The organism is Paenibacillus nuruki, from assembly GCF_963311185.1.
Lineage (GTDB): Bacteria > Bacillota > Bacilli > Paenibacillales > Paenibacillaceae > Saccharibacillus > Saccharibacillus nuruki.
The window spans coordinates 879,581-904,209 of the sequence record NZ_OY725677.1; the positions used below are offsets into that span (position 1 = coordinate 879,581).

A 24,629-nucleotide genomic window follows, 5' to 3' on the forward strand; every position below is an offset into this window, starting at 1 on the left:
AAAGACTGATCTGATGGAGGCGTACGATGAATACACAATCAAAAGTAGCTATTATTACAGGTGCAGGAAGTGGACTGGGTCAAGCCACTGCTCTCAAATTAAGCAGTAACGGCATTACGGTCGTCGTGGTAGATATCTCGGAAACAGCTGGGCAAGAAACGGTATCGATGATCGAAGCCAAAGGAGGCACAGCGCTTTTTATTGCTGCTGATGTTAGCCAAGCACCACAAGTAGAGCATTTTGTTCAGCAAACAGTAGCTACATTTGGACGAATCGATATGTTTTTTAATAATGCAGGGATTTCCGGTCCTGGACTCAAATTAGCTGATCATAGTATTGAGCAATTTGATCAGATTATTAATATTAATTTACGTGGAGCATTTTATGGGATGAAATATGTTATTCCTGAAATGCTTAAAATAGGTGGCGGGTCTATCGTCAATACAGCTTCTACCGCAGGTGTAGTCGGTGTACAGACAGTAGCTCCTTATGCCGCTACCAAGCATGGGATTATCGGTTTGACGCGTACCGCTGCGATTGAATACGGTCAAAACAATATTCGTGTGAATGCAATTGCACCCGGTACAATCGAGACACCGATGGTAGCTGAATTCGGAAGACAGAATCCAGAGACAATGAAAGCAACCGTTGATAGTATCCCGTCGGGACGATTAGGCAAACCCGAAGAAATTGCGAATCTAGTATTTTTCTTATTAGGGGATGAAGCACCTTATATCAACGGTGCTGTCTATGCCATTGATGGAGCTGTAACCGCACAATAAGATAGAATAGGTTATCGTATCAGAATTTGGTACAATACGTATGCAAGAACCCTTGAATCATCATTTCAAGGGTTTTTCTTATTTTGACATTATAGGAGCTGAAGACATGACTACACTAACATACACACGTCTTATTAACCGGACACTTGAAATTTTGGCAGAGCAGAGCAGTCAAGAAGCTTATACTTATATAACTGAACATGCGAATGAAGTAAAAGGTAACGATGCACAAGTGTATAATTTCCGTTATTCTTTAGCGGCTGCTTCAGGTATGAATACAGAAGCATTACAACTACTACAAGAAGCTATTTTGGAAAAAGGATACTGGTATTCTTCCACATACTTACTGGAAGAAGAAGATTTGAAGTCTTTACGTGATCAAGATGAATTTCAAAAATTAGTTGAACTATGTGTAGAACGAGAAACGTTAGCACGCGAAGAGTCTACACCTGAATTGAAAATTCTGTACCCGAATGATCAAGAAGATCATACAATACAACAGACAATTATTGCTCTACATGGTGATCAGGAAAATATCGAAATTGCAGAACCTTATTGGATCAGTCTGTTAGATCATCATTATCGTCTAGCTTTACCTCAATCTTCGCAAATTCTGTTCACCGATGCGTATGAGTGGGAAGATGTAGAGCAAGGTATAGAAGAATTGAAATGGCATCTTAGTGATATTATGACCGAAGATGCTCTAAGCCCTTCAACTACATCCTTGAAGCCGATTGTAGGTGGATTCTCAGCAGGAGCAAGAGTGTCTCTATATACTGCGATTCAAGACCCTACAGCGTTCAGTGGCTTGATTCTGGTCGCACCGTGGTTACCAGAAGCTTCAGAATGGGAGAAAGGGCTAGCGGGATTACAGGAAGCTGGTGTTAAACTTTCGATTATGTGTGGAGAATGGGACGATGATTGTCTACCAGGTACGATGGAATTGATCGAAGCTCTACAAGAAGCGCATGTAGATTACCAATATATTGAGCTTCCTGAACTGGATCATGATTATCCTGAATCTTTCGCTCAGTTATTACACGAATCGGTAACTTATATTCAATCGACAGAACAAGACCAAGACCAAGAAGAATGAATATTAAGGAATAAAGTCGAACAGTGAGCATTATCTATTAAATAAGGTTTGATTTTAAAAAATAAACAAGAAAAGTTATAATGAAAGAACGACTTTATTACAAAGACAACAAGTTGCCGTCTTGAAAGAAGAGTGAATAAATTGAAAATTGGTGTGTTGGACTCGGGGATTGGTGGATTAACTGTTTTACATGAGATGTTAAAAGTATTGCCACAGGAAGACTATATTTTTTATGCAGATACTCAGCATGTGCCTTATGGTGAAAAGCCGAAAGACGAAGTGCGTCAGTATATTTTTGAAGCGGTAGATTATTTAGCTGCGCAAGATATTAAAGCGCTGGTGATTGCTTGTAATACAGCTACCAGTATAGCAGTCAATGATCTACGTCAAGCTTATGATTTTCCTATTCTAGGTATAGAACCAGCAGTGAAGCCTGCGGTTCAGAACAGTATGATTAAGCGCAAAAAGGTATTGGTCTTCGCAACCACATTAACATTACAAGAAGAAAAATTTCAAAATTTAGTCCGCTCTATTGATACTGCTGATATTGTAGAAAGTTTGGCTTTGCCAGGGTTGGTACAATTAGCTGAAAAGCGTCAATTCGCAGAGGAAGAAGTGCAGTCTTATTTGGAACAAGCGCTATCTGGACTTGATCCCAATCAATACGGAACTATCGTCTTAGGATGCACTCATTTTCCTTATTTTAGAGAACACTTGCATCATTTCTTTCCAGAAGAAGTAGATATTATTGATGGTGGAGAAGGCACAGCACGAAATCTATACCGTATATTACAAGAGCATTCTTCAATCGGTGAAGGAACAGGTAAGATAATGTATGTAGAATCTGGCAAAGTTATTCATGAGGCAGAGCAGTTAGAGGCTTATCATCAATTGTTAGTCAGATTATCGTCCCCATCACCATTTCGCTCATCCTAAAAAATGATTCTATCCTCATATATACCAAGTAAAGCGCAGCCTATCATGATAAGCTGCGCTTTTTGCTGTACTAATCAGCATAAGATGTAGTGTACATCAGCAAATATTTTTTGGATAAGCAGTATTCTAAAAATGGAGTACACTTTCCACAGCTTTGGTTAAGAAACCTGAGTAGGAGAAGTAGAAGCAAGAGCAGACGGTGTAGAATGACGAAGGGAACGGGTAGCTTTGATCGACATAGATTTACGTTTGGTTGCAGGAGGTCTAACCACAGATGTAGTGACAGCATGAGAGGATGAGCTAGTGAACGTCTGAGGAATAACTTCTGCTCTCGTCGGAGAAGCAGTGTATCCTGTTAGACGAGGATGAAGCGGTTGAACAGGCTTAATCGTAGGCTTCAGCTTGGACTTCGCAGGTTGCCATGCCAAAATCTGATCTTCACGAAATGTACGTGGACTTCCTGTACGTAGACAGTCTGCATATACCAGACCTTTACGAATATGCTTGATCTCTATGCGTCGTTGAGTCAATTGATTCGAACGATCCATATACACAATTTCTACAATTTCGCCTATATATTTAGATAACATATCGTATTCTCCCATCCGAACATTTGTTCTTATTTATATTCTTATTATATACGAACATACGTTTCTTTTTCAAGTGTTATTTAAGCCTTATTTATAATCATTCAGATAAGTACCAATTACATATGGATCGTACCATACGAACTATTGATTTCAGTCTATGCTTATATTGGGTAAGTGAAGTGATAACGATTTATAGATAAGTACAGTTATTCAAGGAGGACATAATGAAAACTAATATTCCACAATTATTATCTCAAATGACGCTTGAAGAAAAGGCGAGTCTTTGCTCAGGTCTTGATTTCTGGAACACACAACCGATCGAACGTTTAAATATTCCGTCTGTCATGATGACCGATGGACCGCATGGATTACGTAAGCAAGGGAAAGAAGCTGATCATCTAGGGTTAAACGATAGTGTACCTGCGACTTGTTTCCCATCAGCAGCAGGCATGGCTTCTTCATGGAACCGTGATCTTATCCGTCAAGTAGGGGAAGCACTAGGTCAAGAATCACAAGCAGAAGATGTAGCTGTATTGCTTGGACCTGGAACCAACATCAAACGTTCGCCGTTATGTGGACGCAACTTTGAATACTTTTCTGAAGATCCCTATCTTTCTGCGGAATTAGCTGCTCATCATATTCAAGGGGTACAAAGTCAGGGTGTCGGTACATCACTCAAACATTTTGCCGCTAACAATCAAGAAGAACGTCGTATGAGTGTAGATGCGATTGTCGATGAGCGTACATTGCGTGAGATTTATCTAGCTAGCTTTGAAGGAGCGGTTAAGCAATCTCAACCTTGGAGCGTGATGTGTTCTTACAATAAATTAAATGGAACATATACAGGAGAAAATGAATTTCTGTTAACCAAAGTATTACGTGAAGAATGGGGATTTGAAGGGTTTGTAGTCTCCGATTGGGGCGCTGTGAACGAACGTGTAGACGGTCTTCGTGCAGGATTAGAACTTGAAATGCCTGCTAATAATGGTATTGGTGATGCCAAAATTGTCAAAGCTGTTCGAGAAGGACAATTGGATGCAGAGGTATTAGATCAAGCCGTTACCAAGATTTTGGAATTTATTTTCAAAGCGGTCGAGCAACTTCAAGCAGATGCTACGTATAATGCAGATGAACATCATGCACTAGCGCGCAAAATAGGACAAGAAAGTATGGTTTTACTCAAAAATGAAGATCACCTTTTACCTCTTGCTAAAAAAGGAAAAATTGCGGTGATCGGTGAATTTGCACAAAATCCTCGTTATCAAGGCGGCGGCAGTTCCCATGTGAATCCAACTCAACTGGATAAAGCATTTGACGAAATTACTCAATTAGTAGGCGATCAAGGTCAGGTATCGTATGCAGCTGGATATGATCTCGATAGCGATGATGTCCAAACCGCATTAGTCCAAGAAGCGGTACAACAAGCAGCAGAAGCAGATGTAGCTATTTTGTTTACTGGCTTACCTGATCGGTATGAATCTGAAGGATATGATCGAACTCATCTCAATATTCCGCAAAATCATCAACAATTAATCGAAGAAATTGCTAAAGTACAACCTAATCTCATTATTGTTCTTAGTAACGGCTCACCTGTAGAAATGCCGTGGATCAACCACGCCAAAGCTGTGCTAGAAGGATATCTGGGTGGACAAGCATTTGGAGGTGCAGTTGCGGATCTACTCTTTGGCGAAGTGAGTCCAAGCGGTAAATTAGCAGAAACGTTCCCTATGCATTTAAGTGATAATCCATCATTTTTATATTTCCCGGGGGAAAAAGATCGGGTCGAATATCGTGAAGGTATTTTTGTAGGTTATCGTTATTATGATACCAAGCAAGTAGAGCCTTTATTCCCATTTGGTTACGGACTCAGTTATACGTCATTTGAATATAGTGATCTACAGTTAGATCGTCAGCAATACAGCGATCAAGATAAAGTAAAAGTGAGTGTGACGATTACCAATACAGGTAAGACAGCAGGCAAAGAAATTATGCAATTGTATGTAAGCGATCATGAGAGTACAGTGATACGTCCGCAAAAAGAATTGAAAGGATTCGTGAAAGTTCATCTACAAGCAGGGGAAAGTCAGACAGTACAGTTTACCCTCGATAAACGTGCTTTCGCTTATTACAATGTAGATATTGCGGACTGGCATGTAGAATCAGGAACATTTGAGATTCTAATCGGTTCTTCTTCTCGTGATATTCGTGTGCAACAATCAGTAGAGATACAATCGACAGTAGAACTTCCGATTACGATTGACCGTAATACAACGATGGGTGATATTACAACACACCCAACGACTCAACAACTGGCTAAAGAATTGTTAGAACGTTCAGGAATGGGCGAATTATTTGATCCTAGTGATGATATGATGTCTGCTATGGTCAAAGGAATGCCTTTACGTGCTATGGTAAACTTTGGACAGGGTAAATATACAGAAGAAATGTTAGCTAAAGATATCGAAATATTGAATCAAGCATTTGTAAATAATCAACGTTAATTTGTAGATAAAACAGCCTTTTTCGCTATGGAAAAGGGCTGTTTTTTGCTGTCACCAAGCTGTTTTGGATCAGCATAGAAATAGAATTTATCCACCATATCCCAACAATAGCCGTCTATATCTTCCATTTATATGATACAATTATAAAGAGTCCACAATGGAAAGATCGAAGGAGCAAAACAAAATGGCGATAGAAGTGATACGCGTTCAAACTCAACAACAACTGGAAGAATGTTTAAAAATCCGGAAACAAGTATTTGTTGTAGAGCAGAAAGTTCCTGAGAGTCGAGAAATAGATCAGTACGATCATTTGCCTAATGACGGTGTAGCTTACCACTTTTTATTGCAAAAAGATGGTGAAAGTTATTGCCGCAGGCCGTATGATTCGTTATGAAAATGGAGCAGCTAAAATGCAACGTATTGCTGTGTTGCCTGGTTATCGTAGAGGTGGATATGGCAAATCTATTCTTTTGGGTATGGAAAATTATGCGCGTCAAAATGGATTTGAAAAAGCTTTACTTGATTCTCAATGTCAAGCTGAAGGATTTTACAATAAAATGGGATATATCACGATTTCTGAAGAGCCTTTTGATGATGCAGGTATTGCTCATGTTAGTATGAAAAAGCAACTTGTTGTCACGATCTAATCTTTTCACCTATGTATAGACATGAATGAACGTAGTAAAACCGCGCCAGTTGCATAGGGCACGGTTTTTTTGTTTTGTTGATCTATCGATAGGAGGGTTATGATCCTAACGTGTAAATTTTGTGCTGTTCTAAAAATGTCATTTCTTTTGTTTTGCCTACAAAATCATCTTTATCATCGTTATAATGCATCAACAGAATAGTCGAACGTACTTGTTCTGGTAAAGACAGCAATTCATCTAACGTGGCATGAACAATACCCGGAGGATGTAATTGGCAATCATGCAGAATGGTCTGTACCCCTCGCTCATATACCAAATGTTCCAGCAGATGAGGTTGGAATTTCATATCTCCGCTATAAAAAATAGTCTCATTCAGTAAAAAGGAATAGCTATTCTTGCCATCGATATGCGGAGTCTGAATCAATTCAATATCCAGTCCTTCGGTTAAAGTAATCGGTTGCTCAGCCACAATCGGTCTCACATCAAACACATCTTCGATTCGTTCTATTCCTTCTTGTGTCATTCCACCAGACAACGTGTGCTCCCATAGTGGACGAACCAATGTACTTGCAATATATAGAACCGGTTTACGATTATAGATAAATTTCATTTGAAAGCCTAGCTCTTCCAGTCCTCCAACATGATCTCCATGAATATGAGTCACTAGAATCGCATCTATTTCATTGACCGTTTTGCCCAATTGATGTAAAGCCAGTGGAGCTGTAATACCGCAATCCACCATCAACGTATAGTCGCCTACATGAAGAAGGGCGTTGTTATTATGATAATTTTTGGCAAAAGCATTACCTGTTCCTAGCATTTGTAGTTCAATAGACACAGTATTCCTCCTGTCTGTATTGTACGTATGATCTAGATATGTCTTATATAGTCATTAGACATTCTTCCTTCTCAATGTACCATGAATAGAACCAAGAAGGGAAATGATGAATATAATACTGTTATAGCCAACCCGCAGAGATACAACTTTAATTCATTGGTTTAATAAGAGTTAAAAGTGAAAATGCAGAAGAGTGACCATATGTCAAAAGGTTACAATTTTTTCACCGCAACTGAACGGGACTAATGGAGTATATATGTATAAGAAGATCAGCATAGAGATACAATGCTTTTATAATACAGAAAGAATTGGAGTCGATAAGCTTTTTCTAAATATAAAAGGAGGGGTTCTTACGTGATATGGAAAAGAGTTGCAGTCTGTGCATTAGCCTTTTTCTTAATGAGCAGTTCAGTGCTATTTGCAGATGCTGTAAGTCAAAAGATTAAAGTCTGGATCAATGGAAGTGAGGTTAGTGATGGAGCGTACATGATCGATGGCAAAACCTATGTGCCTTTGCGTGAAATTCAAGGCATTGTCGATTATGATAATGATGCCAAAACGGTCAAACTTACCAAACCTAACGTACATATCTTTTTATTCAAAAATGATACGGCGTTTGGTAACGTCAGTAAAGGAAAGCTCAAATTCAACGTATTTAGTCAAGTCGACAATTTACAAACGGATATTGTAGCTGTGAAAGTAGCGATTATCGATCCTTCAGGGAATCAAAAAGATATCCAAAGTCAGGATATTACACAACAAAAAGATAACTTCTGGTTCCGCACATATGATTTCACATACGACTTTAATAGCGCAGGCAAGTATACAGTCGGATTTTATATGAAAAAGTCCAAAGCTAGCGATTATGTACTGGTATCCCAAAAGGTAATTACGGCGCTCAATCAATAATCATGATATCTGATTAGTCTCTCATCCGTTAGGATCTGTTCAAGGTATGACTCTCAATTGACCTGTCTAGGGGAAAGTGGTAAGATACACAAGTATTATTTCATGAATCCAAGGTATTGTACCTATTTATGAACCTAAATGACATTCAATTTTATACTGAAAGTAGGTTATCCTAATGAGCGATAAACATGTACATGATGAAAATTGCAATCATGATCACGACCATGACCACGAAGCGGAAGAATATGTATTAACATTGACTGACGATGAAGGTAATGATGTAGAAATGGTTCTTGTTGAAACATTTGATGTGGGCGAGAAATTGTATGCACTTCTACTAGAGCGTGGCAACCCTGAAGCGGATGGTTATATCATGCGTCTTGAGGAAGAAGAAGACGGATTCGAATTGCAAAATATCGAAGACGAAAAAGAATGGGCAGCTGTAGAGAAAGCATACGGCGAGCTTATTGAAGAATCAGAATAAGATTCATCACTTTATAACTAAAGCCGGAATGGATATTGTATATTTCTATACAGTATTCGCTCCGGCTTTTTTTGTATGTTATAGAAAGGTAATTGAATGTTTAGAAAATAGCGTCTGTCTCGACAATCACTTTGACATGATGAACCGTACGATCTTCAGGCCCTTTAACAGGCAGACCGACTTCTACATGATCGGTAATATAATCGATATTTTCTTGTGAAATGACTTCACCTGGTAGCAAAATCGGAATACCCGGCGGATATACATAAATAAATTCAGCAATAATGCGTCCTGCGGATTCTTTGAAAGGAACCACTTCTGTATCCCCGTAAAAAGCATCACGCGGAATCAGTGACAATTGCGGAATCTCTGGAATTTTGACCACCAGTTCATGAATTTCTTTGGAACCGTCTGTGCTGTAATATTGAGAAGCCATATCCGTTAACGAACGTACCAGAATATCTACACTATCCTGTGTATCCCCTGGAGTCACCAGACACAAAATGTTATACATATCACTAAGTTCAATCTCTAGATTGTAATGCTCACGCAACCAGTTCTCTGCATCATAGCCTGTTATTCCTAAATGACGGATATGAATCGTCAGCTTCGTCGGATCGTAATTGAAGGTAGCTTCACCACCAAGCAATTCTTTACCAAAGCAGTATAATCCAGGAATATCATTGATCTTCTGACGTGTTTCTTGTGCCAGATTGATCGTGCGCTCTGCCATATCATGTCCGTGTAGCGCTAGATTACGACGTGACGTGTCTAAAGAAGCGAGTAGGATGTATGAAGTAGATGTTGTAGTCAGCATGCTAATAATGGTCTGTACGCGGTGAGGATTCACATGACCATTTTTTACATTTAGATTCAAGACAGAACTTTGAGTCATCGAGCCACCTAGCTTATGTACACTGGTAGCAGCCATATCTGCACCGGCTTCCATCGCAGAGACCGGTAAGTCCTTGTGGAAATGAATCAATACACCATGCGCTTCATCAACCAATACGGGAACACCGCGGCTATGCGAAAGATCCACGATTTCTTTCAAATCTGCACACACACCAAAGTAAGTCGGGTTAATCACAAGAACAGCTTTGGCATCAGGGTGACGATCTAGAGCACGACGTACCGATGAAGTCGTAATACCATGATCAATCCCCAAGTTCTCATCACGTGCTGGAGACACGAATACAGGCTTCGCTCCTGCAAAAATAATCGCAGACATGATTGATTTGTGTACATTACGAGGAACAATAATTTTGTCACCGGGTGAGCAGACCGACAAAATCATAGTCATAATAGCACCACTTGTTCCTTGAACTGAGAAATACGTATAATCAGCACCAAAAGCATCAGCAGCTAATTTTTGTGCTTGCTCGATCACACCCATAGGTTGGTGTAAATCATCCAGTGGTGCGATATTGATCAGATCTATAGAAAGGGTATTGTCACCCACGAACTCTCGAAATTCCTGATCACTTCCGATTCCTTTTTTGTGCCCTGGAATATGGAATTGGACGGGATTGCTTGCCGCATGTTCTCGAAGAGCGGTAAAAAGCGGCGTTTGCTGATGATCCATTAAAGCTGTCACAACCTTTCTGATGTCAAATAATGATTCATAGGCTAAAATGCTTATACAACATTTTGCCAAACAAAATGAGTATAGCAAAACGTGGAGGGAATGCAATAGTTATTATGATAAGATAAAATGCATGATCTATAAAGAGGTATACATTCAGGGTTAGACTTGAAGGGAGTCATCTTCATTAATGGTATCGATTTCGAATTCTATCACAGACCAGCAGAATCAAGCAAAAAAGCGTCAACGTCATATTTTTGTATTTGTATGCCTATGGCTCCTTATTTTTTTAGTGGAATTTGTTAAAGGTGGATTATTAGTCACTTTACTGCCTGTATATATGGGCCATGTACTTGGATTACCTGCGTTTGCAATCGGTATTGCTTTTGCACTGCAATATGTAGGGGACAATGCACTTCGAGGTCCTGCTGGCTGGTTAGCAGAACGATTGGGCTTCCGAATGATTATGTCGATCGGTGTGATTCTTGTACTGGGTGCTGTTTTTATTATGGCAACCGAAAAAAGTACAGGCTGGCTAATCTTTGCTTGTGCAGTGATGGGGATAGGAAGTGCTCCTCTATGGCCTTGTGTGATGTCGCAGATTACCAGTCTTTCACAGGCTGATGGCAAATATGGAACATCGATGAGCATTATAGAAATAGCTTCTCTTGGAGGCGCCGGGCTTGGACCCGTAACTGTCAATTGGATCAGTGGCACATCGTATCAATCAACACTTTGGATGATGTTAGTCTGTATGACTGTAGTGCTAGGAATTGCTTTATGCTTACCGGGTCGTAAAAAAGAAGTCTATGCTCTAGAAGCTGATCCTGAATCGGATGAACAGCTACAGCACCGATCAACTTCTCGAATTACAGGTAAGCAACGGATAAAGCAATATGTATCGTTAATTCGTTCGCTACATATCCACCCGTTATTATATCCGGCATTATTTCTACAATCTTTTGCATTAGGTATTCTTACGCCTATTATCACGTTGTATGTGATCAGCCAACTCGAATTAACGCCTGCGTATTTTAACGGCTTATTAATTGTAGGTGGCGGTGTGACAGCACTGGGTCTGATTCCAGCAGGTCGCCTGATCGATCGTTTTGGCAGTCGCTTTTTTCTGCATATTGGGTTTTTACTTGCAGGTACGGCATTAGTCGGAATGGCTTCTACTAGAATTTTATTTTGGATATGGATATTTGTAGTGGGTATAGGTTTGAGTTATGCGATGATTTTGCCCGCTTGGAATTCGTTACTCGCCAAGCTTGTGCCTACGCAAGAACGAGGTATGATCTGGGGGTTGTTTTTGACGTTACAAGGATCAGGGCTTGTGATTGGACCTCTAGTCTCTGGAAAGTTATGGGATAGTATTAGTCCACAAGCTCCTTTTTTTGTCAGTGCTAGTTCAATGTTTATTTTGTTTTGTATTCATTGGATCATGATACGTCATCGACCTAATCTTAGATAAACATACCAAAACACCTTATGTGCTTACATCGCAGATAAGGTGTTTTTATAGATTCATATGAAGGTCGATATTAAAATGCCATTCGGTACAACGGAAGTAATTGTTCGAAAGTTTGTTCTACTTTTTCGATAAAAGCTTTACCATCTTGAAGCAATGGATCATCTTTTTCGATACGTAATCCACATACGATCTCGGATTTTTTGACATGTTGTAATCGTTCTGCGGTATCCAACCAGTACTGGTCATCCAATTCACCCTGAATATTAGCTTGTGGTGACATATGATCTGTAGACCAGTAGAATTCATCAGGAATCATTTGTTTTACTTTTTTCCAATCGGTTTGTAATGCTTTACCAAAATCTACTTTACGTGGACTTTCATAGATAATTGCAAATACAATAAAGACATGACTGCCAAACATACCTACTTCAAAGTGAGGTAATGCTTTGTATCCACGTTTATTCGATGCCCATGCTACCCATGTATCTTTAGGTGGATTCACCGTACGACGAGCGTGTTTGGCAACATGTACATACATTTCTTCACCACATAGTGTAGCCAGATAAGGCTGTATCTGTTCACCGATTGTTGTGAGTTTAGGTCGAATCGTCTGAATCAACGCATCCATACGTGGCTCCAAACCATCGATAGTAAATACATCAAAGTCTTTCGAATCAAATCCTTTAAATTCAACATTATTCATATTTAAAATGCCCCTCTTTCCAAATCCATCCATATAAGTGTACCGATAAGCCGCGTTTATTATAGCATAAGAGCATACGATTATTTCATGAAGATTACATGTATCTGTATGCTTTAGTGCTTAGACAACCTTGTAAAGGGGTAAAATTATAATAAGTATACATTGTACTAAAGTTTGCATATACAACAATACTCTTTATAGTGCTTATTTCCAAAATAGAATTCGTTATTTATACTTTTTTTTGTATATTTTATCAATTAATCACAGAACAGCTAGAAAGATATATAGAATGACATACAGATCAACCAATTGTTTGAAAAGGAGGGATTATGATGAATAAAAGTTATGAAGTGGAATATTGTAACTTGGAATTGCGTTTTGAGCGGCGTGATATTCAAAATTTGATTCGTGATTTGATCAAAGAAGGATATTCACTGTATTGGAGAGAAACCGAGGATTCATTTATCGTATCGATCCGTACAGATGATCATATGACCAAATTACGTTTTCAACAAACACAAGAAGGATACAAATTGATCGGAGATTATCGTATCCATGATTCGCGTTTGTCTGAATGGATGGAGAAGTTAATCGGTGATACACGTGGACATGCAATCGTCAAACGATTTAAAGATCAACAGATTCTTGTTGAAAACATATTGTTTGGTGAAGTGATTCGTATGGTCGAAATATCGGGTTTCGAACAGCGTGTATTGTATCAAAAAGAATCGACGTTAACGCATGAAGCATTACACACACTTTTTTTATCGACGGAAGGTGAACAGAGATTGGAAAATATAGAGACGCAAATTGATGAATCGTTAGATCGATTGAATGAAGCGATCAAAACAGGCGATACTGAAAAAATTGATGAATGTAAAAAAGTGTTGGAAAATCTTCGTTTTGAACTTATTCGTTTGGAAAAGTAAACCTTAAAACGTGATCTCCAAAATAATTTGTTGAGATAGCCAAAATATTCACAATTCTTTCAACAATTCTATGAATTTTGGTCAGATCACGTTTTGAGACTTTCCTTATGACATTAAAACCTGTAAAATGATGAATTGAACCTACTTATTTTATGCAAAATCATGAATACAAAATATTGAAGCAAAGGATGGAGAACCAGAAATGTCTAAACAACAAATTGGTGTAATCGGTCTTGCCGTTATGGGTAAGAACTTAGCTTTAAATATTGAAAGCAGAGGCTTTACAGTATCTGTATTCAATCGTTCTCCGCAAAAAACGAACGATTTGCTTGAAGAAGCAAAAGGCAAAAATCTAACTGGAACATTTTCTATCGAAGAGTTTGTTAATTCTTTGGAAGTTCCACGCAAAATTCTAATTATGGTTCAAGCAGGATCTGCAACAGATTCTACGATTGAACAATTGATTCCTTTCTTAGCTGAAGGTGACATCATTATTGATGGTGGTAATGCTTACTTCCCAGATACGCAACGTCGTAGCAAAGACTTGGAAGCTCAAGGATTCCGCTTTATCGGTACAGGTGTATCCGGTGGTGAAGAAGGCGCACTTAAAGGACCTGCTATTATGCCAGGTGGACAAGAAAGTGCTTATAAATTGGTAGAACCTATTCTTACAGCAATTTCTGCTAAAGTTGATGGCGATCCTTGCTGTACATATATCGGACCAGACGGTGCTGGACACTATGTAAAAATGGTGCATAACGGTATCGAGTATGGCGATATGCAGTTGATTGGTGAAGCATATAACTTGTTAACTTCTGTTCTAGGAACTTCTGCTGAAGAATTACAATCTATTTTCAGCGAGTGGAACAAAGGCGAACTAGATAGCTACTTGATCGAAATTACAGCTGATATCTTCTCTAAATATGATAAAGAAACTGGCAAACCTATGGTTGACGTTATTCTTGACTCTGCTGGACAAAAAGGTACAGGTAAATGGACAAGTCAAAGTTCATTAGATCTAGGCGTTCCATTGTCTATGATCACTGAATCTGTATTTGCACGCTTCTTGTCTGCAATGAAAGAAGAACGTGTAGCAGCAAGTAAAATTCTAAACGGACCTAAAACAGAGGCTTTCACAGGCGACAAAGCTGAATTTATTGAAGCAGTTCGCAGAGCATTGTTTGCTTCCAAAATCGTATCTTACGCTCAAGGTTTCGCACAAATGCGTGCAGCTTCTGACGAATACGGTTGGGATTTGAAATACGGTAATATCGCTATGATTTTCCGTGGCGGTTGTATTATCCGTTCTCGTTTCTTGCAAAACATCAAAGATGCTTATGACAAAGACTCCGGTCTAAAAAATCTATTGCTTGATGATTACTTCAAAGGTGTAGTTGAAGAATATCAAGATGCATGGCGTGAAGTTGTATCTATCGCTGTGAAATACGGTATTCCGGTTCCTGGATTCTCTAGTGCATTGGCTTACTTCGATAGCTACCGTACAGAAAGATTGCCAGCAAACTTGTTACAAGCTCAACGTGACTACTTCGGTGCACATACGTTCAAACGTTTGGATAAAGAAGGTACATTCCATCACGAATGGATGCAAGAATAGTCTACAATATCTGATAATCATTATTTTAAAGCGCACTGGAACTCCTATGCAGATAGGAAAAGCCAGTGCGCTTTTTTGATGTCTACTTTGTCTGCTTCTAAAGGGATTACATCGAAGAAACGAATGATTGTCTTATGTTTTACCTCTATGATATGATGGGTGGAATAGCATAGTTGTTGAAAGAGGTGTAGACATAGTGCATCAACCAAAAGATTTGTTGCATTCCAATATTATTCTGGTTGGAATGATGGGTACAGGCAAAACAACCGTAGGTACATTATTAGCTGATTTACTGCAATATCCATTAGTTGATATTGATGCAGTGATTGCAGAATCAGAAGGTATGAGTGTACAGGATATTTTCGCTTCCAAAGGAGAATTGTACTTCCGTGAACTTGAAAGCCAAATGCTTGCCAAAGTGTTGGAGCAAAAAGGGCAAATCGTGTCGACAGGCGGAGGTTCAGTGTTGCGGGATACCAATTGCCAGCTCATGACCAATAAAGGGCTTGTGGTATGTTTGACCGCTGATATTGATCATATTGTACAACGTGTAGGTGGAGACGATAACCGTCCATTGCTAGCAGGAGACACATATGAGCGAGTCAGTAGTATTATGGAGCAGCGTAAACACGCTTATGAATTTGCCCATGTCACTGTAGATACATCGCTTTTGAATCCAGATGAAGTGGCTACACATGTTTTAACACGTTACCGCGTTCAAGCTTTTTAATGTTTAGGTACGAAAGTAAAAGACTTGTTACATGAAGTCAACAAGTCTTTGATACAGATAAAGAATATTCAATTAAGATTGATTTTCAACCCAATCAATCATACCACCAGACATATTTAAGCAATGATCGTAACCTAATTGTTGTAGATATTCGCGCGCACGTTCGCTACGGTATCCGCTACGACAAATTAAAACAGTCGGTATTGTTTTATCGATTTCATTCAGACGATCAGGAATTTGACCCAAAGGAATATGTTTGGCACCATCGATCATACCCTGGTTCACTTCTTCATCTTCACGTACATCAATTAATTGCAATTTTTCTCCTGCCGCCAAGCGTTCGCGCAGTTCATCCGTGTCGATCTGAGTAGGATTAGACATATAGGTTATACCCTCATTTCTGAATGTGTTTTTAACATCTTTATCATACCGAAGCGTGATCTTTACTGTCAATTGAAGTGACAGCATAGCACAGAAAATGAGTTAAACAAAAGAAGTATAACTATAATGACCAATATTATTTTATTTAAAGGAGCAGAAAACTATGGATGTTATTGTTACCCCTACCCCTGAACTCAAAGGAGAAATTGGAGCGTTATCTTCTAAAAATTATACTACACGTTATTTGCTAGTAGCTGCTTTAGCAGAAGGAACAAGTACGATTCATTTCCCTGCACACAGTGAAGATAGTGATGCAATGCGTCGTTGTATTCGTGATTTGGGAGCCATTTTAGAAGAAGATGATGAGAAAATAGTGATTACTGGATTCGGGAGCAAGCCTGTAGATGTGAAAGAGTTAAATGTAGGTAATGCTGGAGCGGTATTACGCTTTTTGATGGCGATTGCTGCATTATGCCCTGAAGTGACGTTTGTGAATACATATCCAGATTCACTAGGGAAACGTCCACATGATGATCTGATTACATCTTTGGGTCAATTAGGTGTCGAAGTAGAACACCAGAATGGAAGACTACCAATTACGATACGTGGAGGTCAGCCGCGTGGTGGCAAGATTACTGTATCGGGTAGTGTCAGCTCACAGTATTTAAGTGCATTGTTATTTTTGACTCCTTTATTAGAAGAAGATAGTGAAATTACAGTACTACATGATCTCAAGTCCAAAGTCGTTGTAGGACAGACACTTGAAGTATTAGCGCAAGCTGGTATTACGATTGAAGCAAGTGAAAACTTGATGACTTACAAAGTACCAGGTCGTCAAAAATATGTAGCTCAATCCTACACGGTGCAAGGCGATTATCCGGGATCAGCAGCTGTACTTGCAGCAGCGGCAGTCACCAAGTCTGATGTGATTATTCATCGCTTACCTGTAGAAAGTAAGCAAGGGGAAAAAGCAGTCGTAGATGTATTACAAATGATGCAAGTTCCATTAACCCATGAAAATGATATTGTACATGTCAAAGGAACAGGCGTACTTAAAGCGGTTGAATTTGATGGCGATGCGGCTACAGATGCTGTACTTGCGATGGTAGCAGCGGCTGTATTTGCAGAAGGCACTTCACGCTTCTATAATGTAGAAAATTTGCGTTATAAAGAGTGCGACCGGATCACAGACTATTTAACAGAACTTCGCAAAGCAGGTGCTAATGTAGAAGAGCGTCAAGCAGAGATCATCGTGCATGGTCGTCCTGAAGGAGTAGAAGGTGGCGTTACGATTGATGCTCATTATGATCATCGTGTTATTATGGCGCTGTCTATTGTAGGCTTACGTGCCAAACAACCGATCGTTATTCGTGATGCTCATCATGTAGCGAAGTCGTATCCGCAGTACTTTGATCACATCCAAGCGCTTGGCGCTAATATAGAATGGGTACAAGGTTAATATAAGCAATAGGTATAGCTTGAATTAATCAGCGTACTGTTCTCTATTAAATACAGATCAAGGAGGAAGATGAAGATGGCTTTTACTAATCCTTCACGAGAAGAAATTAAAACGATTTTGGAAAATGTAGGCAATATCGCAGTCGTTGGATTATCTGACAAAATGGATCGTACATCGTATATGGTATCCGCAGCGATGCAAAATCGAGGCTATCGTATTATTCCTGTTAATCCACAAGCAGCAGGGCAGAAGATTCTAGGCGAAACCTGCTATGCGAGCCTTAAAGATGTTCCTGAACCGATTGATATGGTCAATGTATTCCGCCGTAGTGAGTATTGCGCGGACATCGCTAGAGAAGCGGTAGAGGTCAATGCCCAGACGATCTGGTTACAATTAGGTGTAGTGAATAACGAAGCCGCACAAATAGCAGAAGAAAAGGGTATCCAGATGATTATGGATCGCTGCATCAAAGTAGAAGAAGCGATTGTACGTCCTGTACGAGCTTAATCAATTATAGATAAGTGTCTTGAAATATACGATAAAAATGAAGTACTCCATCAAAATATAGAAAAGCCGGTTGATCCAATCTCAGGCTTTTCTATATTTTTTTGTCTTTTCGATATCTTTTGCATAATAGATATAGAATAGATGAACAATTAGGTGTATGTTATATATAAAAATGAGGAAATCATGGCATTTCTATCATATGGAGCCGCTTTGACAAAACATGGCCTACAGCGTACCATCAGGTATAGGAAGGGGGAGGGCGCGTTGAATTGGCTAGGTTCCCTGCAACAGTTCGGAAGAGCAATTATGCTTCCTACCATGGTACTTCCGGCAGCGGCTATTTTGCTCAGTGTAGGAGGCCTTCCATGGGGAGCATGGGGCTTACCTGTCGTTTCTGAGGTAGCTACGATAGCAGGTCAAAGTATTTTTCATTATTTACCGTTTATTTTTGCGATAGGTGTTGCCTTAGGACTGGCTAATCAAGCCGGAACTGCAGGACTTGCCGCTTTTGCCGGAATGGCATTATATGATCAGGTGACCAAGCATTTTAGCAGTGATTTGATACAGCCTTCCACATTGATTGGAATCATGATGGGTATCATAGCCGGGGCAGTGTACAGGCGATTCAAAAATGTACGTCTTCCCGAAGCGATCCAGTTTTTTGGCGGATCGCGTTTTGTTTTGCTGTTTATGGGGTTATTTTCTTCTGTATTTGCTTATGGCATGTTATGGTTCGCCCCGATATTACAACATCTTTTAAATGGACTCACCTGGGGATTGTCTACGATGGGCGGGTTCGGGTTATTTTTATATGGAGCGTTATACCGTATTCTTTCCGCTTTTGGATTGCATCACTTATTAAATAATATTGTCTGGTTCCAAATTGGGTCTTATGAGACGCATGGAGATATTGTTCAGGGTGATTTGCCACGGTTTTTCAGTGGGGATCCGACAGCAGGTATCTATATGGCAGGCTTATATCCTGTGATGATGTTTGCATTACCAGCGACAGCTCTTGCTATTATTCAAGAAGCACGTGAAGATTTGAAGCCCAAAGTGCGTAAAACATTTATGCGGGCGGCGCTCGTTTGTTTTTTGACAGGGGTATCCGAGCAGATTGAGTTTGCATTTTTATTTGCTTCGCCATGGTTATTCGGTATTCATATTGTGTTATCTGGACTAGCGATGTGGATCACCTATGCATTAGACATTCATCATGGTTTCTCCTATTCAGCAGGAGCGATTGATTATGTGCTGAATTATCATTTGTCCAGCAATGCATGGATGTTGATTCCGATTGGAATAGCCTATGGACTGGCATATTACTTTATTTTCCGCTTTGCGATTCGGCGATTTAGGATTCCAACACCTGGTCGTGAAGAAGCTTCTACATTAGGCGATTGGGTGGGTAATATACCTTATCAGACTCCGCTTATCTTGCAAGCATTAGGTGGCAAAGAAAATATTGTCAGAGTGGAAGCTTGTATTACAAGATTGCGATTAACGGTAGTCAATGACCGTGCGATAGATAGTCGTGCGCTGAAGTCGTTAGGTTCAGCCGGACTGATCAAATTAGGTGGCGGTAATGTACAAATCGTATTCGGCACGTATTCTGAATTGATTCGTGAAGAGATTCGGAAGTTGATGGATCGCGATCTGACACATGTTCAATTTTGTGCACCTGTACAAGGTAAAATGATTGCTTTATCTGAAGTGCCTGATCAGATTTTCGCAGGTAAATTAGTCGGTGAAGGTGTAGCCTTTTTACCTGAAAGTGGTGAATTGGTATCACCGGTAGCCGGAACGATTATGCATTTGTATCCTACAATGCATGCGATAGGTATTGGCACAACCGAAGGTGTTGAAATATTGCTTCATATCGGTATTGATACCTCTCAGCAAAAAGGCTGTTTTGAAGCGGTTGTTGCTGCTGGAGATGTTGTCGAAGCCGGACAGTTATTGATCAAATTTGATTTGGAAACATTGCAAAAAAACGCACCGTCACTTGCGACTCCGATGGTTATTACTAACCCTGATCGTGTCAGATCATGGAGTTATGCTCCATTTAAAAATGTGAAAAAAGGACAAGGGGCTGTAATGTCGGTAGTATTGCATGATAAGAGCGGTGGGGGGGACTAAACATGATCAAAGGAATTGCAGCTGCTGGTGGAGTAGCGATAGGAAAAGCATTTGTATTACCAACTTGGGAATGGGATGTGCCGGATCAGTGTCTAGATCCAACAGACCTTGCACAAGAATTTGAGCGTTTATATGAAGGGATTCGTACATCCAAAACGGAAATAGAGCTCATGAAAAATGAATTCGAGGAAATCGCAGGCCCCGAAGAATCAAGCATTTTCGATGCTCATTTAGCTATTTTGGAAGATCCTGAATTTATGAATGAGATTCGCGGTATTATTGAACGTCAATACAAAGCGGCAGAAGTGGCTGTACAAGAAGCGATTAACCATTTTGTAACGATGTTTGATTTACTGGATGATGAATATATGAAAGAACGTGCTGCTGATATCAAAGATGTAGGTAACCGCCTACTCAAACATCTACTAGGTGCGCCTGAAGTGACGTTGCCTACAGATACACAACCTTATATTCTGGTAGCTAAAGAATTATCACCTTCGCAATTGGTGCATTTGAATCCACATAATGTACTCGGTATTGCTACCATTTTAGGTGGAAAAACATCTCATTCGGCTATTATGGCAAGAGCGATCGGGATTCCGCTTGTCTCTGGATTGGAAAGTCAATTAGATCCACCAATTCAGACCGGTGAAATGATTATTGTCGATGGGGATAATGGTAAAATCATTGTTCACCCTGATTCAAAAACAATCGAACACTATAAGCTAATTAGAACTGCTCAGGATCGCCGTAAACGGCAGTTAGAGATGTTGTCTACAGTAGATTCAGTTACTAGAGATGGTGTTCCTATGCGTCTCTCAGCGAATATCAGCTCGATTAAAGAACTGGATATTGCTTTGAAAAATGGAGCTAAAGGTGTGGGATTATTCCGTACTGAATTTATGTATATGGATCGCACTTCTTTTCCAAGTGAACGTGAGCAATTCGAAGTGTATCGGTTAGTTGCTGAAAAAGCCAAAGGACAAGCAGTCGTTATTCGCACACTCGATATTGGTGGAGATAAAGAACTGGATTATTTCCCATTACCTGAAGAAGAAAATCCTTTCCTCGGTTATCGAGCGATTCGAATCTGTCTAGAACATACGGACTTGTTCAAAACGCAATTACTGGCGATATTACGTGCAAGTGCTTATGGTGCAGTCAAAATTATGTATCCGATGATTTCTTCGGTAGAAGAAGTACAACAAGCGAATGTAATTCTCCGTGAAGCAATGGATGAATTGGATCAACGTGGAATGCCATATAACCGTGATATTCAAGTCGGTATTATGATCGAAATTCCTGCGGCTGTTGCTATTGCTGATCTGCTGGCTGAAGAATGTGACTTTTTCAGTATCGGTACCAATGATCTAGTTCAGTATGTACTGGCTGTTGACCGTATGAATGAACATATTGCCCATATGTATAATCCGTATCATCCTGCTGTGCTACGGATGCTTCGGAGTACGATTCAAGCTGCTCATGCAGAAGGTATACCTGTAAGTGTATGCGGAGAAATGGCTGGAGATGAACGTTCGATTCCATTTTGGTTACAGATGGGTGTCGATCATCTAAGCATGTCACCTCAATCGTTATTGCGGGTCAAACAGAGCATATTGAATACCGATTCCAAGCAAGCTTCTCATCAAGCATTGTCATGGATGAAATTAAAAACATCGCAAGCGATCGAAGAAGGCATTCAACACTATATGAATACATTAACAGATTCGGATGCTTCATTTGCTTCTTCAACTTCATAAATAAGTACCATATCAAATGATACAAAAAGAAGCAGACCATGTAGTTTAAGGTCTGCTTCTTTTTTGTATATTACTTTAGAGTGTACGGTGATTCCAATTTAATATGCTTGCTCCAAAAGAGAGTTTGTAGTTACACTTTTGCTGCCAGAGCATCACAAAATGCTTTACCGTACGGAGGAAGATCTGGCGGACGACGAGCTGAGATAATATGACCATCCACAACAACAGCTTCATCTTTCCAAGTAGCACCGGCATTTTCCATATCATCACGAATACCTGGTGTAGAAGTAACTGTCACTCCTTGTAGAATACCTGCTGAGATTAGTACCCAACCTGCATGACAGATTTGACCGATCGGCTTGCGAGCTTCATGCATTTCTCGTACCAATTCTAATACTTTAGGATAACGGCGTAATTTATCTGGTGCCCATCCTCCGGGAACAAGAATGCCATCATAATCCGCACTGTCTAATTCGTCAAAGCTATATTCTGCTTCAGCAGGCACTCCATATTTACCCATGTACTTTTTACCACGATCTGCACCTGCTAGATGAACTTCAGCACCTTCTTCACGTACACGATATACAGGAACCCATAGTTCCAAATCTTCAAATTCCTCATCGACCAAAGCAATCACTTTTTTACCTGCTAATCTCATATTCTCATTCCTTTCAGAATTATATTGATTAATGATCATCATACCGATAGCTCAACTGCGTTTATTCGGCTTCATTGTATCAAAATAATGAACATGGATCAAAAGAGGTCAAATGAAAAGCAATGGTATAACTATGAAAAGAAAGTGAATATGAAAATTACATTTCATTAAATTCAGCTAAAAAAACGTTAACAATGACAAAAAAATGGATTTTTACACTGTTATTTGTTAAGATACTTATGATAGTTATTCATGAAAACGTTCTTACATTAATTAATAGCAAAAGGGGATGTGTGCATAATGGCAAGTGTAACTCAGATGACTACAACCGATCAGTTACAAGAAGCATTGAATCATACAACACAAAAACCACTGCTTGTTTTTAAACATAGTACTCGTTGTCCGATTAGCGCTGGCGCTTATAATGAATTTAAATCGTATTTGGAAAGTAATCCAAGCGAAGATGTTGATTATGGTTTGGTCTATGTAGTGGAGAATCGCGATGTATCTAACGCTGTAGCAGAAAGTCTGCAATTGAAGCACGAATCACCACAAGTGATTTTGGTTAAAAATGGCGAGCCGATCTGGAACACCTCTCATTCTAAGATTACAGTCAGTTCGCTACGTGAAGCGCTATCTTAAGCGATAACCAATGATTGCAAGTCATAGTATTTTAGCGTATCATGAATCTAAATGAAAAATGAAGCAAATTCTTGAAAACATGAAGAAAATTTATTGGTAATGGAGAGAAGGACCGTGACAGTAACCATTTACGATGTGGCACGTGAAGCTGGAGTATCTATGGCTACAGTATCTCGTGTAGTGAATAATAATCCCAACGTGAAGCCGCAAACGCGCAAAAAAGTTTATGAAGCGATCGAGCGTCTGGGTTATCGCCCTAACGCAGTAGCACGTGGACTTGCTAGTAAGAAAACAACAACAGTAGGCGTTGTTATCCCGGATATCTCAAATTCTATCTTTGCAGAAATTGCACGTGGGATAGAAGATATCGCAAATATGTATCATTACAATATTATTCTTTGTAATGCAGATAAGAAAAAAGAAAAAGAAATTCGTGTAGTGAATACATTGCTAGAGAAGCAAGTAGATGGTCTGTTATTTATGGGCGGAACCGTTACAGAAGATCATTTGCAAGCATTCCAATCTTCAGCTGTACCTATCGTTTTGTGTGCCACTCGTGATGAGAATGGATTGATTCCATCTGTAGATATCGATCATGAAGCAGCTGCTTTTGATGCTGTGAATACATTGATTCGTCATGGACATCGTGAAATTGCAATGATCAGTGGTACATTACAAGATCCTGCAAATGGATATTCTCGTTTCCAAGGATACAAAAAAGCATTAGAAGCAGCAAATATTGAATATAAAGAAGACTGGGTACGTATCGGTAATTATCGTTACGAATCTGGCGTAGAAGCTATGAAATATTTTATCGGTCTGAAAAAGCGCCCAACGGCTATTTTTGCAGCAACAGATGAAATGGCGATTGGTGCGATTCACAGCATTCAAGATGAAGGCTTGAAAGTACCAGACGATTTCTCTATTATTTCGGTAGATAATATTCGTCTAGCTTCGATGGTACGTCCACAGTTAACGACTGTAGCTCAACCGATGTATGATCTAGGTGCTGTAGCTATGCGTTTGTTAACGAAGTTGATGAAAAAAGAAAACGTAGAGAACACTCGTGTTATTTTGCCACACGAAACCATCCTACGCTTGTCTGTCAATCAATTAAACTAATATTGAATATCCGCAATAATCAAAAGCATCTTTTCCTTTAAGGAGAGGATGCTTTTTTTGTTATATCTTTAGACTATACCTACCCAACGGAACTAACTTGATAGATATTAATGGTTGATTACAATTTTTAATAAAAGAAAAA

The 24,629-nt window shown here is 39.5% G+C and carries 23 protein-coding genes and 1 pseudogene; 17 read left to right on the plus strand and 7 right to left on the minus strand.

The annotated features are described in order from the left end of the window. The first annotated feature begins 26 nt into the window (after positions 1 to 26). From RCP16_RS03915 to murI, 3 genes are all read left to right on the plus strand, one after another. The gene (locus tag RCP16_RS03915) at positions 27 to 782 is read left to right on the plus strand and encodes an SDR family NAD(P)-dependent oxidoreductase (protein WP_308641710.1); all 756 of its coding nucleotides are present in this window, start codon (positions 27 to 29) and stop codon (positions 780 to 782) included. 106 nt (positions 783 to 888) lie between these two features. After that, positions 889 to 1,878 (plus strand): alpha/beta hydrolase, encoded by a 990-nt coding sequence (locus RCP16_RS03920; RefSeq protein ID WP_308641711.1) that lies wholly within the window; start codon positions 889 to 891, stop codon positions 1,876 to 1,878. A 141-nt stretch (positions 1,879 to 2,019) separates the two neighbouring features. Beyond that, positions 2,020 to 2,814, plus strand: coding sequence for a glutamate racemase (gene murI / locus RCP16_RS03925; protein ID WP_371748223.1), 795 nt, complete (start codon positions 2,020 to 2,022; stop codon positions 2,812 to 2,814). A 158-nt stretch (positions 2,815 to 2,972) separates the two neighbouring features. On the opposite strand, the gene RCP16_RS03930 is transcribed toward murI, so the two are convergent. After that, the gene (locus RCP16_RS03930; RefSeq protein WP_308641713.1) at positions 2,973 to 3,404 is read right to left on the minus strand and encodes a hypothetical protein; all 432 of its coding nucleotides are present in this window, start codon (positions 3,402 to 3,404) and stop codon (positions 2,973 to 2,975) included. A 224-nt stretch (positions 3,405 to 3,628) separates the two neighbouring features. Here RCP16_RS03930 and RCP16_RS03935 point away from each other — a divergent pair, with 224 nt between their 5' ends. Next, the gene (locus tag RCP16_RS03935) at positions 3,629 to 5,905 is read left to right on the plus strand and encodes a glycoside hydrolase family 3 C-terminal domain-containing protein (protein ID WP_308641714.1); all 2,277 of its coding nucleotides are present in this window, start codon (positions 3,629 to 3,631) and stop codon (positions 5,903 to 5,905) included. Here the strand turns inward: RCP16_RS03935 and RCP16_RS03940 are convergent. Next, positions 5,902 to 6,033, minus strand: coding sequence for a hypothetical protein (locus RCP16_RS03940; RefSeq protein ID WP_308641715.1), 132 nt, complete (start codon positions 6,031 to 6,033; stop codon positions 5,902 to 5,904). The genes RCP16_RS03935 and RCP16_RS03940 overlap by 4 nt on opposite strands. Before the next feature lie 56 nt (positions 6,034 to 6,089). On the opposite strand from RCP16_RS03940, the pseudogene RCP16_RS03945 reads away from it, so the two are divergent. Next, positions 6,090 to 6,552, plus strand: a pseudogene (locus RCP16_RS03945) (GNAT family N-acetyltransferase). A 97-nt stretch (positions 6,553 to 6,649) separates the two neighbouring features. Here RCP16_RS03945 and RCP16_RS03950 read toward each other — a convergent pair. Continuing rightward, the gene (locus RCP16_RS03950; RefSeq protein ID WP_069329000.1) at positions 6,650 to 7,390 is read right to left on the minus strand and encodes an MBL fold metallo-hydrolase; all 741 of its coding nucleotides are present in this window, start codon (positions 7,388 to 7,390) and stop codon (positions 6,650 to 6,652) included. 354 nt (positions 7,391 to 7,744) lie between these two features. Here RCP16_RS03950 and RCP16_RS03955 point away from each other — a divergent pair, with 354 nt between their 5' ends. Together RCP16_RS03955 and RCP16_RS03960 are read left to right on the plus strand one after the other, a co-directional pair. Beyond that, on the plus strand, positions 7,745 to 8,299 hold the full coding sequence (locus RCP16_RS03955; RefSeq protein ID WP_069329001.1) for a stalk domain-containing protein: 555 nt from the start codon (positions 7,745 to 7,747) through the stop codon (positions 8,297 to 8,299). Positions 8,300 to 8,474: 175 nt separating this feature from the next. After that, on the plus strand, positions 8,475 to 8,783 hold the full coding sequence (locus RCP16_RS03960) for a DUF1292 domain-containing protein (protein ID WP_069329002.1): 309 nt from the start codon (positions 8,475 to 8,477) through the stop codon (positions 8,781 to 8,783). Between the two features lie 100 nt (positions 8,784 to 8,883). On the opposite strand, the gene RCP16_RS03965 is transcribed toward RCP16_RS03960, so the two are convergent. Then, positions 8,884 to 10,368 carry an aminotransferase class I/II-fold pyridoxal phosphate-dependent enzyme gene (locus tag RCP16_RS03965; protein WP_069329003.1) on the minus strand — a complete coding sequence of 495 codons (1,485 nt, stop codon included), beginning with the start codon at positions 10,366 to 10,368 and terminating at the stop codon, positions 8,884 to 8,886. Between the two features lie 190 nt (positions 10,369 to 10,558). Between RCP16_RS03965 and RCP16_RS03970 the strand changes: the two genes are divergently transcribed. Beyond that, positions 10,559 to 11,842, plus strand: a complete 1,284-nt coding sequence (locus tag RCP16_RS03970; RefSeq protein WP_308641716.1) for an MFS transporter — start codon at positions 10,559 to 10,561, stop codon at positions 11,840 to 11,842. A gap of 70 nt (positions 11,843 to 11,912) precedes the next feature. Here the strand turns inward: RCP16_RS03970 and RCP16_RS03975 are convergent, their stop codons facing one another. Continuing rightward, on the minus strand, positions 11,913 to 12,545 hold the full coding sequence (locus tag RCP16_RS03975) for a YktB family protein (protein ID WP_308641717.1): 633 nt from the start codon (positions 12,543 to 12,545) through the stop codon (positions 11,913 to 11,915). 332 nt (positions 12,546 to 12,877) lie between these two features. On the opposite strand from RCP16_RS03975, the gene RCP16_RS03980 reads away from it, so the two are divergent. From RCP16_RS03980 to RCP16_RS03990, 3 genes are all read left to right on the plus strand, one after another. Next, on the plus strand, positions 12,878 to 13,474 hold the full coding sequence (locus RCP16_RS03980) for a YkzI domain-containing protein (RefSeq protein ID WP_069329006.1): 597 nt from the start codon (positions 12,878 to 12,880) through the stop codon (positions 13,472 to 13,474). Positions 13,475 to 13,676: 202 nt separating this feature from the next. Continuing rightward, positions 13,677 to 15,089 (plus strand): NADP-dependent phosphogluconate dehydrogenase, encoded by a 1,413-nt coding sequence (gnd, locus tag RCP16_RS03985; protein WP_308641718.1) that lies wholly within the window; start codon positions 13,677 to 13,679, stop codon positions 15,087 to 15,089. 196 nt (positions 15,090 to 15,285) lie between these two features. Further along, a complete protein-coding gene (locus RCP16_RS03990) occupies positions 15,286 to 15,819 on the plus strand; it encodes a shikimate kinase (protein WP_241669243.1) in 534 nt (177 codons plus the stop codon). A gap of 72 nt (positions 15,820 to 15,891) precedes the next feature. Here the strand turns inward: RCP16_RS03990 and RCP16_RS03995 are convergent, their stop codons facing one another. Beyond that, entirely contained in the window at positions 15,892 to 16,200 is a 309-nt protein-coding gene (locus tag RCP16_RS03995) for a rhodanese-like domain-containing protein (RefSeq protein WP_069329008.1), read from the minus strand. A gap of 163 nt (positions 16,201 to 16,363) precedes the next feature. Between RCP16_RS03995 and aroA the strand changes: the two genes are divergently transcribed. The 4 genes from aroA to ptsP all read left to right on the plus strand — a co-directional run bounded on the left by aroA (position 16,364) and on the right by ptsP (position 22,065). Next, complete coding sequence (aroA, locus tag RCP16_RS04000) at positions 16,364 to 17,659, plus strand: 3-phosphoshikimate 1-carboxyvinyltransferase (protein ID WP_308641719.1); 1,296 nt, start codon at positions 16,364 to 16,366, stop codon at positions 17,657 to 17,659. Positions 17,660 to 17,734: 75 nt separating this feature from the next. Further along, positions 17,735 to 18,166 (plus strand): CoA-binding protein, encoded by a 432-nt coding sequence (locus RCP16_RS04005; RefSeq protein WP_308641720.1) that lies wholly within the window; start codon positions 17,735 to 17,737, stop codon positions 18,164 to 18,166. Between the two features lie 264 nt (positions 18,167 to 18,430). Further along, a complete protein-coding gene (locus RCP16_RS04010) occupies positions 18,431 to 20,305 on the plus strand; it encodes a glucose PTS transporter subunit IIA (RefSeq protein ID WP_069329011.1) in 1,875 nt (624 codons plus the stop codon). A gap of 2 nt (positions 20,306 to 20,307) precedes the next feature. Then, positions 20,308 to 22,065 carry a phosphoenolpyruvate--protein phosphotransferase gene (gene ptsP / locus RCP16_RS04015; protein WP_308641721.1) on the plus strand — a complete coding sequence of 586 codons (1,758 nt, stop codon included), beginning with the start codon at positions 20,308 to 20,310 and terminating at the stop codon, positions 22,063 to 22,065. A 130-nt stretch (positions 22,066 to 22,195) separates the two neighbouring features. Here ptsP and RCP16_RS04020 read toward each other — a convergent pair whose 3' ends face one another. Further along, positions 22,196 to 22,723: a type 1 glutamine amidotransferase domain-containing protein gene (locus RCP16_RS04020; protein WP_069329013.1), complete on the minus strand. Its 528-nt coding sequence runs from the start codon at positions 22,721 to 22,723 to the stop codon at positions 22,196 to 22,198. Between the two features lie 300 nt (positions 22,724 to 23,023). On the opposite strand from RCP16_RS04020, the gene ytxJ reads away from it, so the two are divergent. Together ytxJ and ccpA are read left to right on the plus strand one after the other, a co-directional pair. Further along, positions 23,024 to 23,365 carry a bacillithiol system redox-active protein YtxJ gene (gene ytxJ, locus RCP16_RS04025; RefSeq protein ID WP_069329014.1) on the plus strand — a complete coding sequence of 114 codons (342 nt, stop codon included), beginning with the start codon at positions 23,024 to 23,026 and terminating at the stop codon, positions 23,363 to 23,365. Positions 23,366 to 23,479: 114 nt separating this feature from the next. Further along, positions 23,480 to 24,487 carry a catabolite control protein A gene (gene ccpA / locus RCP16_RS04030; RefSeq protein WP_069329015.1) on the plus strand — a complete coding sequence of 336 codons (1,008 nt, stop codon included), beginning with the start codon at positions 23,480 to 23,482 and terminating at the stop codon, positions 24,485 to 24,487. Positions 24,488 to 24,629 lie beyond the last annotated feature (142 nt).

What these genes read in the sequence shown, in the direction of transcription:
- RCP16_RS03935 (WP_308641714.1), top strand. Translation starts at nt 3,629, where the DNA reads ATGAAAACTAATATTCCACAATTATTATCTCAAATGACGCTTGAAGAA.
- RCP16_RS03940 (WP_308641715.1), bottom strand. Translation starts at nt 6,033, where the DNA reads ATGGAAGATATAGACGGCTATTGTTGGGATATGGTGGATAAATTCTAT.
- gnd (WP_308641718.1), top strand. Translation starts at nt 13,677, where the DNA reads ATGTCTAAACAACAAATTGGTGTAATCGGTCTTGCCGTTATGGGTAAG.
- ptsP (WP_308641721.1), top strand. Translation starts at nt 20,308, where the DNA reads ATGATCAAAGGAATTGCAGCTGCTGGTGGAGTAGCGATAGGAAAAGCA.
- ytxJ (WP_069329014.1), top strand. Translation starts at nt 23,024, where the DNA reads ATGGCAAGTGTAACTCAGATGACTACAACCGATCAGTTACAAGAAGCA.
- RCP16_RS03995 (WP_069329008.1), bottom strand. Translation starts at nt 16,200, where the DNA reads ATGTCTAATCCTACTCAGATCGACACGGATGAACTGCGCGAACGCTTG.
- RCP16_RS04020 (WP_069329013.1), bottom strand. Translation starts at nt 22,723, where the DNA reads ATGAGATTAGCAGGTAAAAAAGTGATTGCTTTGGTCGATGAGGAATTT.
- RCP16_RS03960 (WP_069329002.1), top strand. Translation starts at nt 8,475, where the DNA reads ATGAGCGATAAACATGTACATGATGAAAATTGCAATCATGATCACGAC.
- RCP16_RS03975 (WP_308641717.1), bottom strand. Translation starts at nt 12,545, where the DNA reads ATGAATAATGTTGAATTTAAAGGATTTGATTCGAAAGACTTTGATGTA.
- RCP16_RS04005 (WP_308641720.1), top strand. Translation starts at nt 17,735, where the DNA reads ATGGCTTTTACTAATCCTTCACGAGAAGAAATTAAAACGATTTTGGAA.
- RCP16_RS03970 (WP_308641716.1), top strand. Translation starts at nt 10,559, where the DNA reads ATGGTATCGATTTCGAATTCTATCACAGACCAGCAGAATCAAGCAAAA.
- RCP16_RS03980 (WP_069329006.1), top strand. Translation starts at nt 12,878, where the DNA reads ATGAATAAAAGTTATGAAGTGGAATATTGTAACTTGGAATTGCGTTTT.
- RCP16_RS03915 (WP_308641710.1), top strand. Translation starts at nt 27, where the DNA reads ATGAATACACAATCAAAAGTAGCTATTATTACAGGTGCAGGAAGTGGA.
- RCP16_RS03930 (WP_308641713.1), bottom strand. Translation starts at nt 3,404, where the DNA reads ATGTTATCTAAATATATAGGCGAAATTGTAGAAATTGTGTATATGGAT.
- RCP16_RS03965 (WP_069329003.1), bottom strand. Translation starts at nt 10,368, where the DNA reads ATGGATCATCAGCAAACGCCGCTTTTTACCGCTCTTCGAGAACATGCG.
- RCP16_RS03920 (WP_308641711.1), top strand. Translation starts at nt 889, where the DNA reads ATGACTACACTAACATACACACGTCTTATTAACCGGACACTTGAAATT.
- aroA (WP_308641719.1), top strand. Translation starts at nt 16,364, where the DNA reads ATGGATGTTATTGTTACCCCTACCCCTGAACTCAAAGGAGAAATTGGA.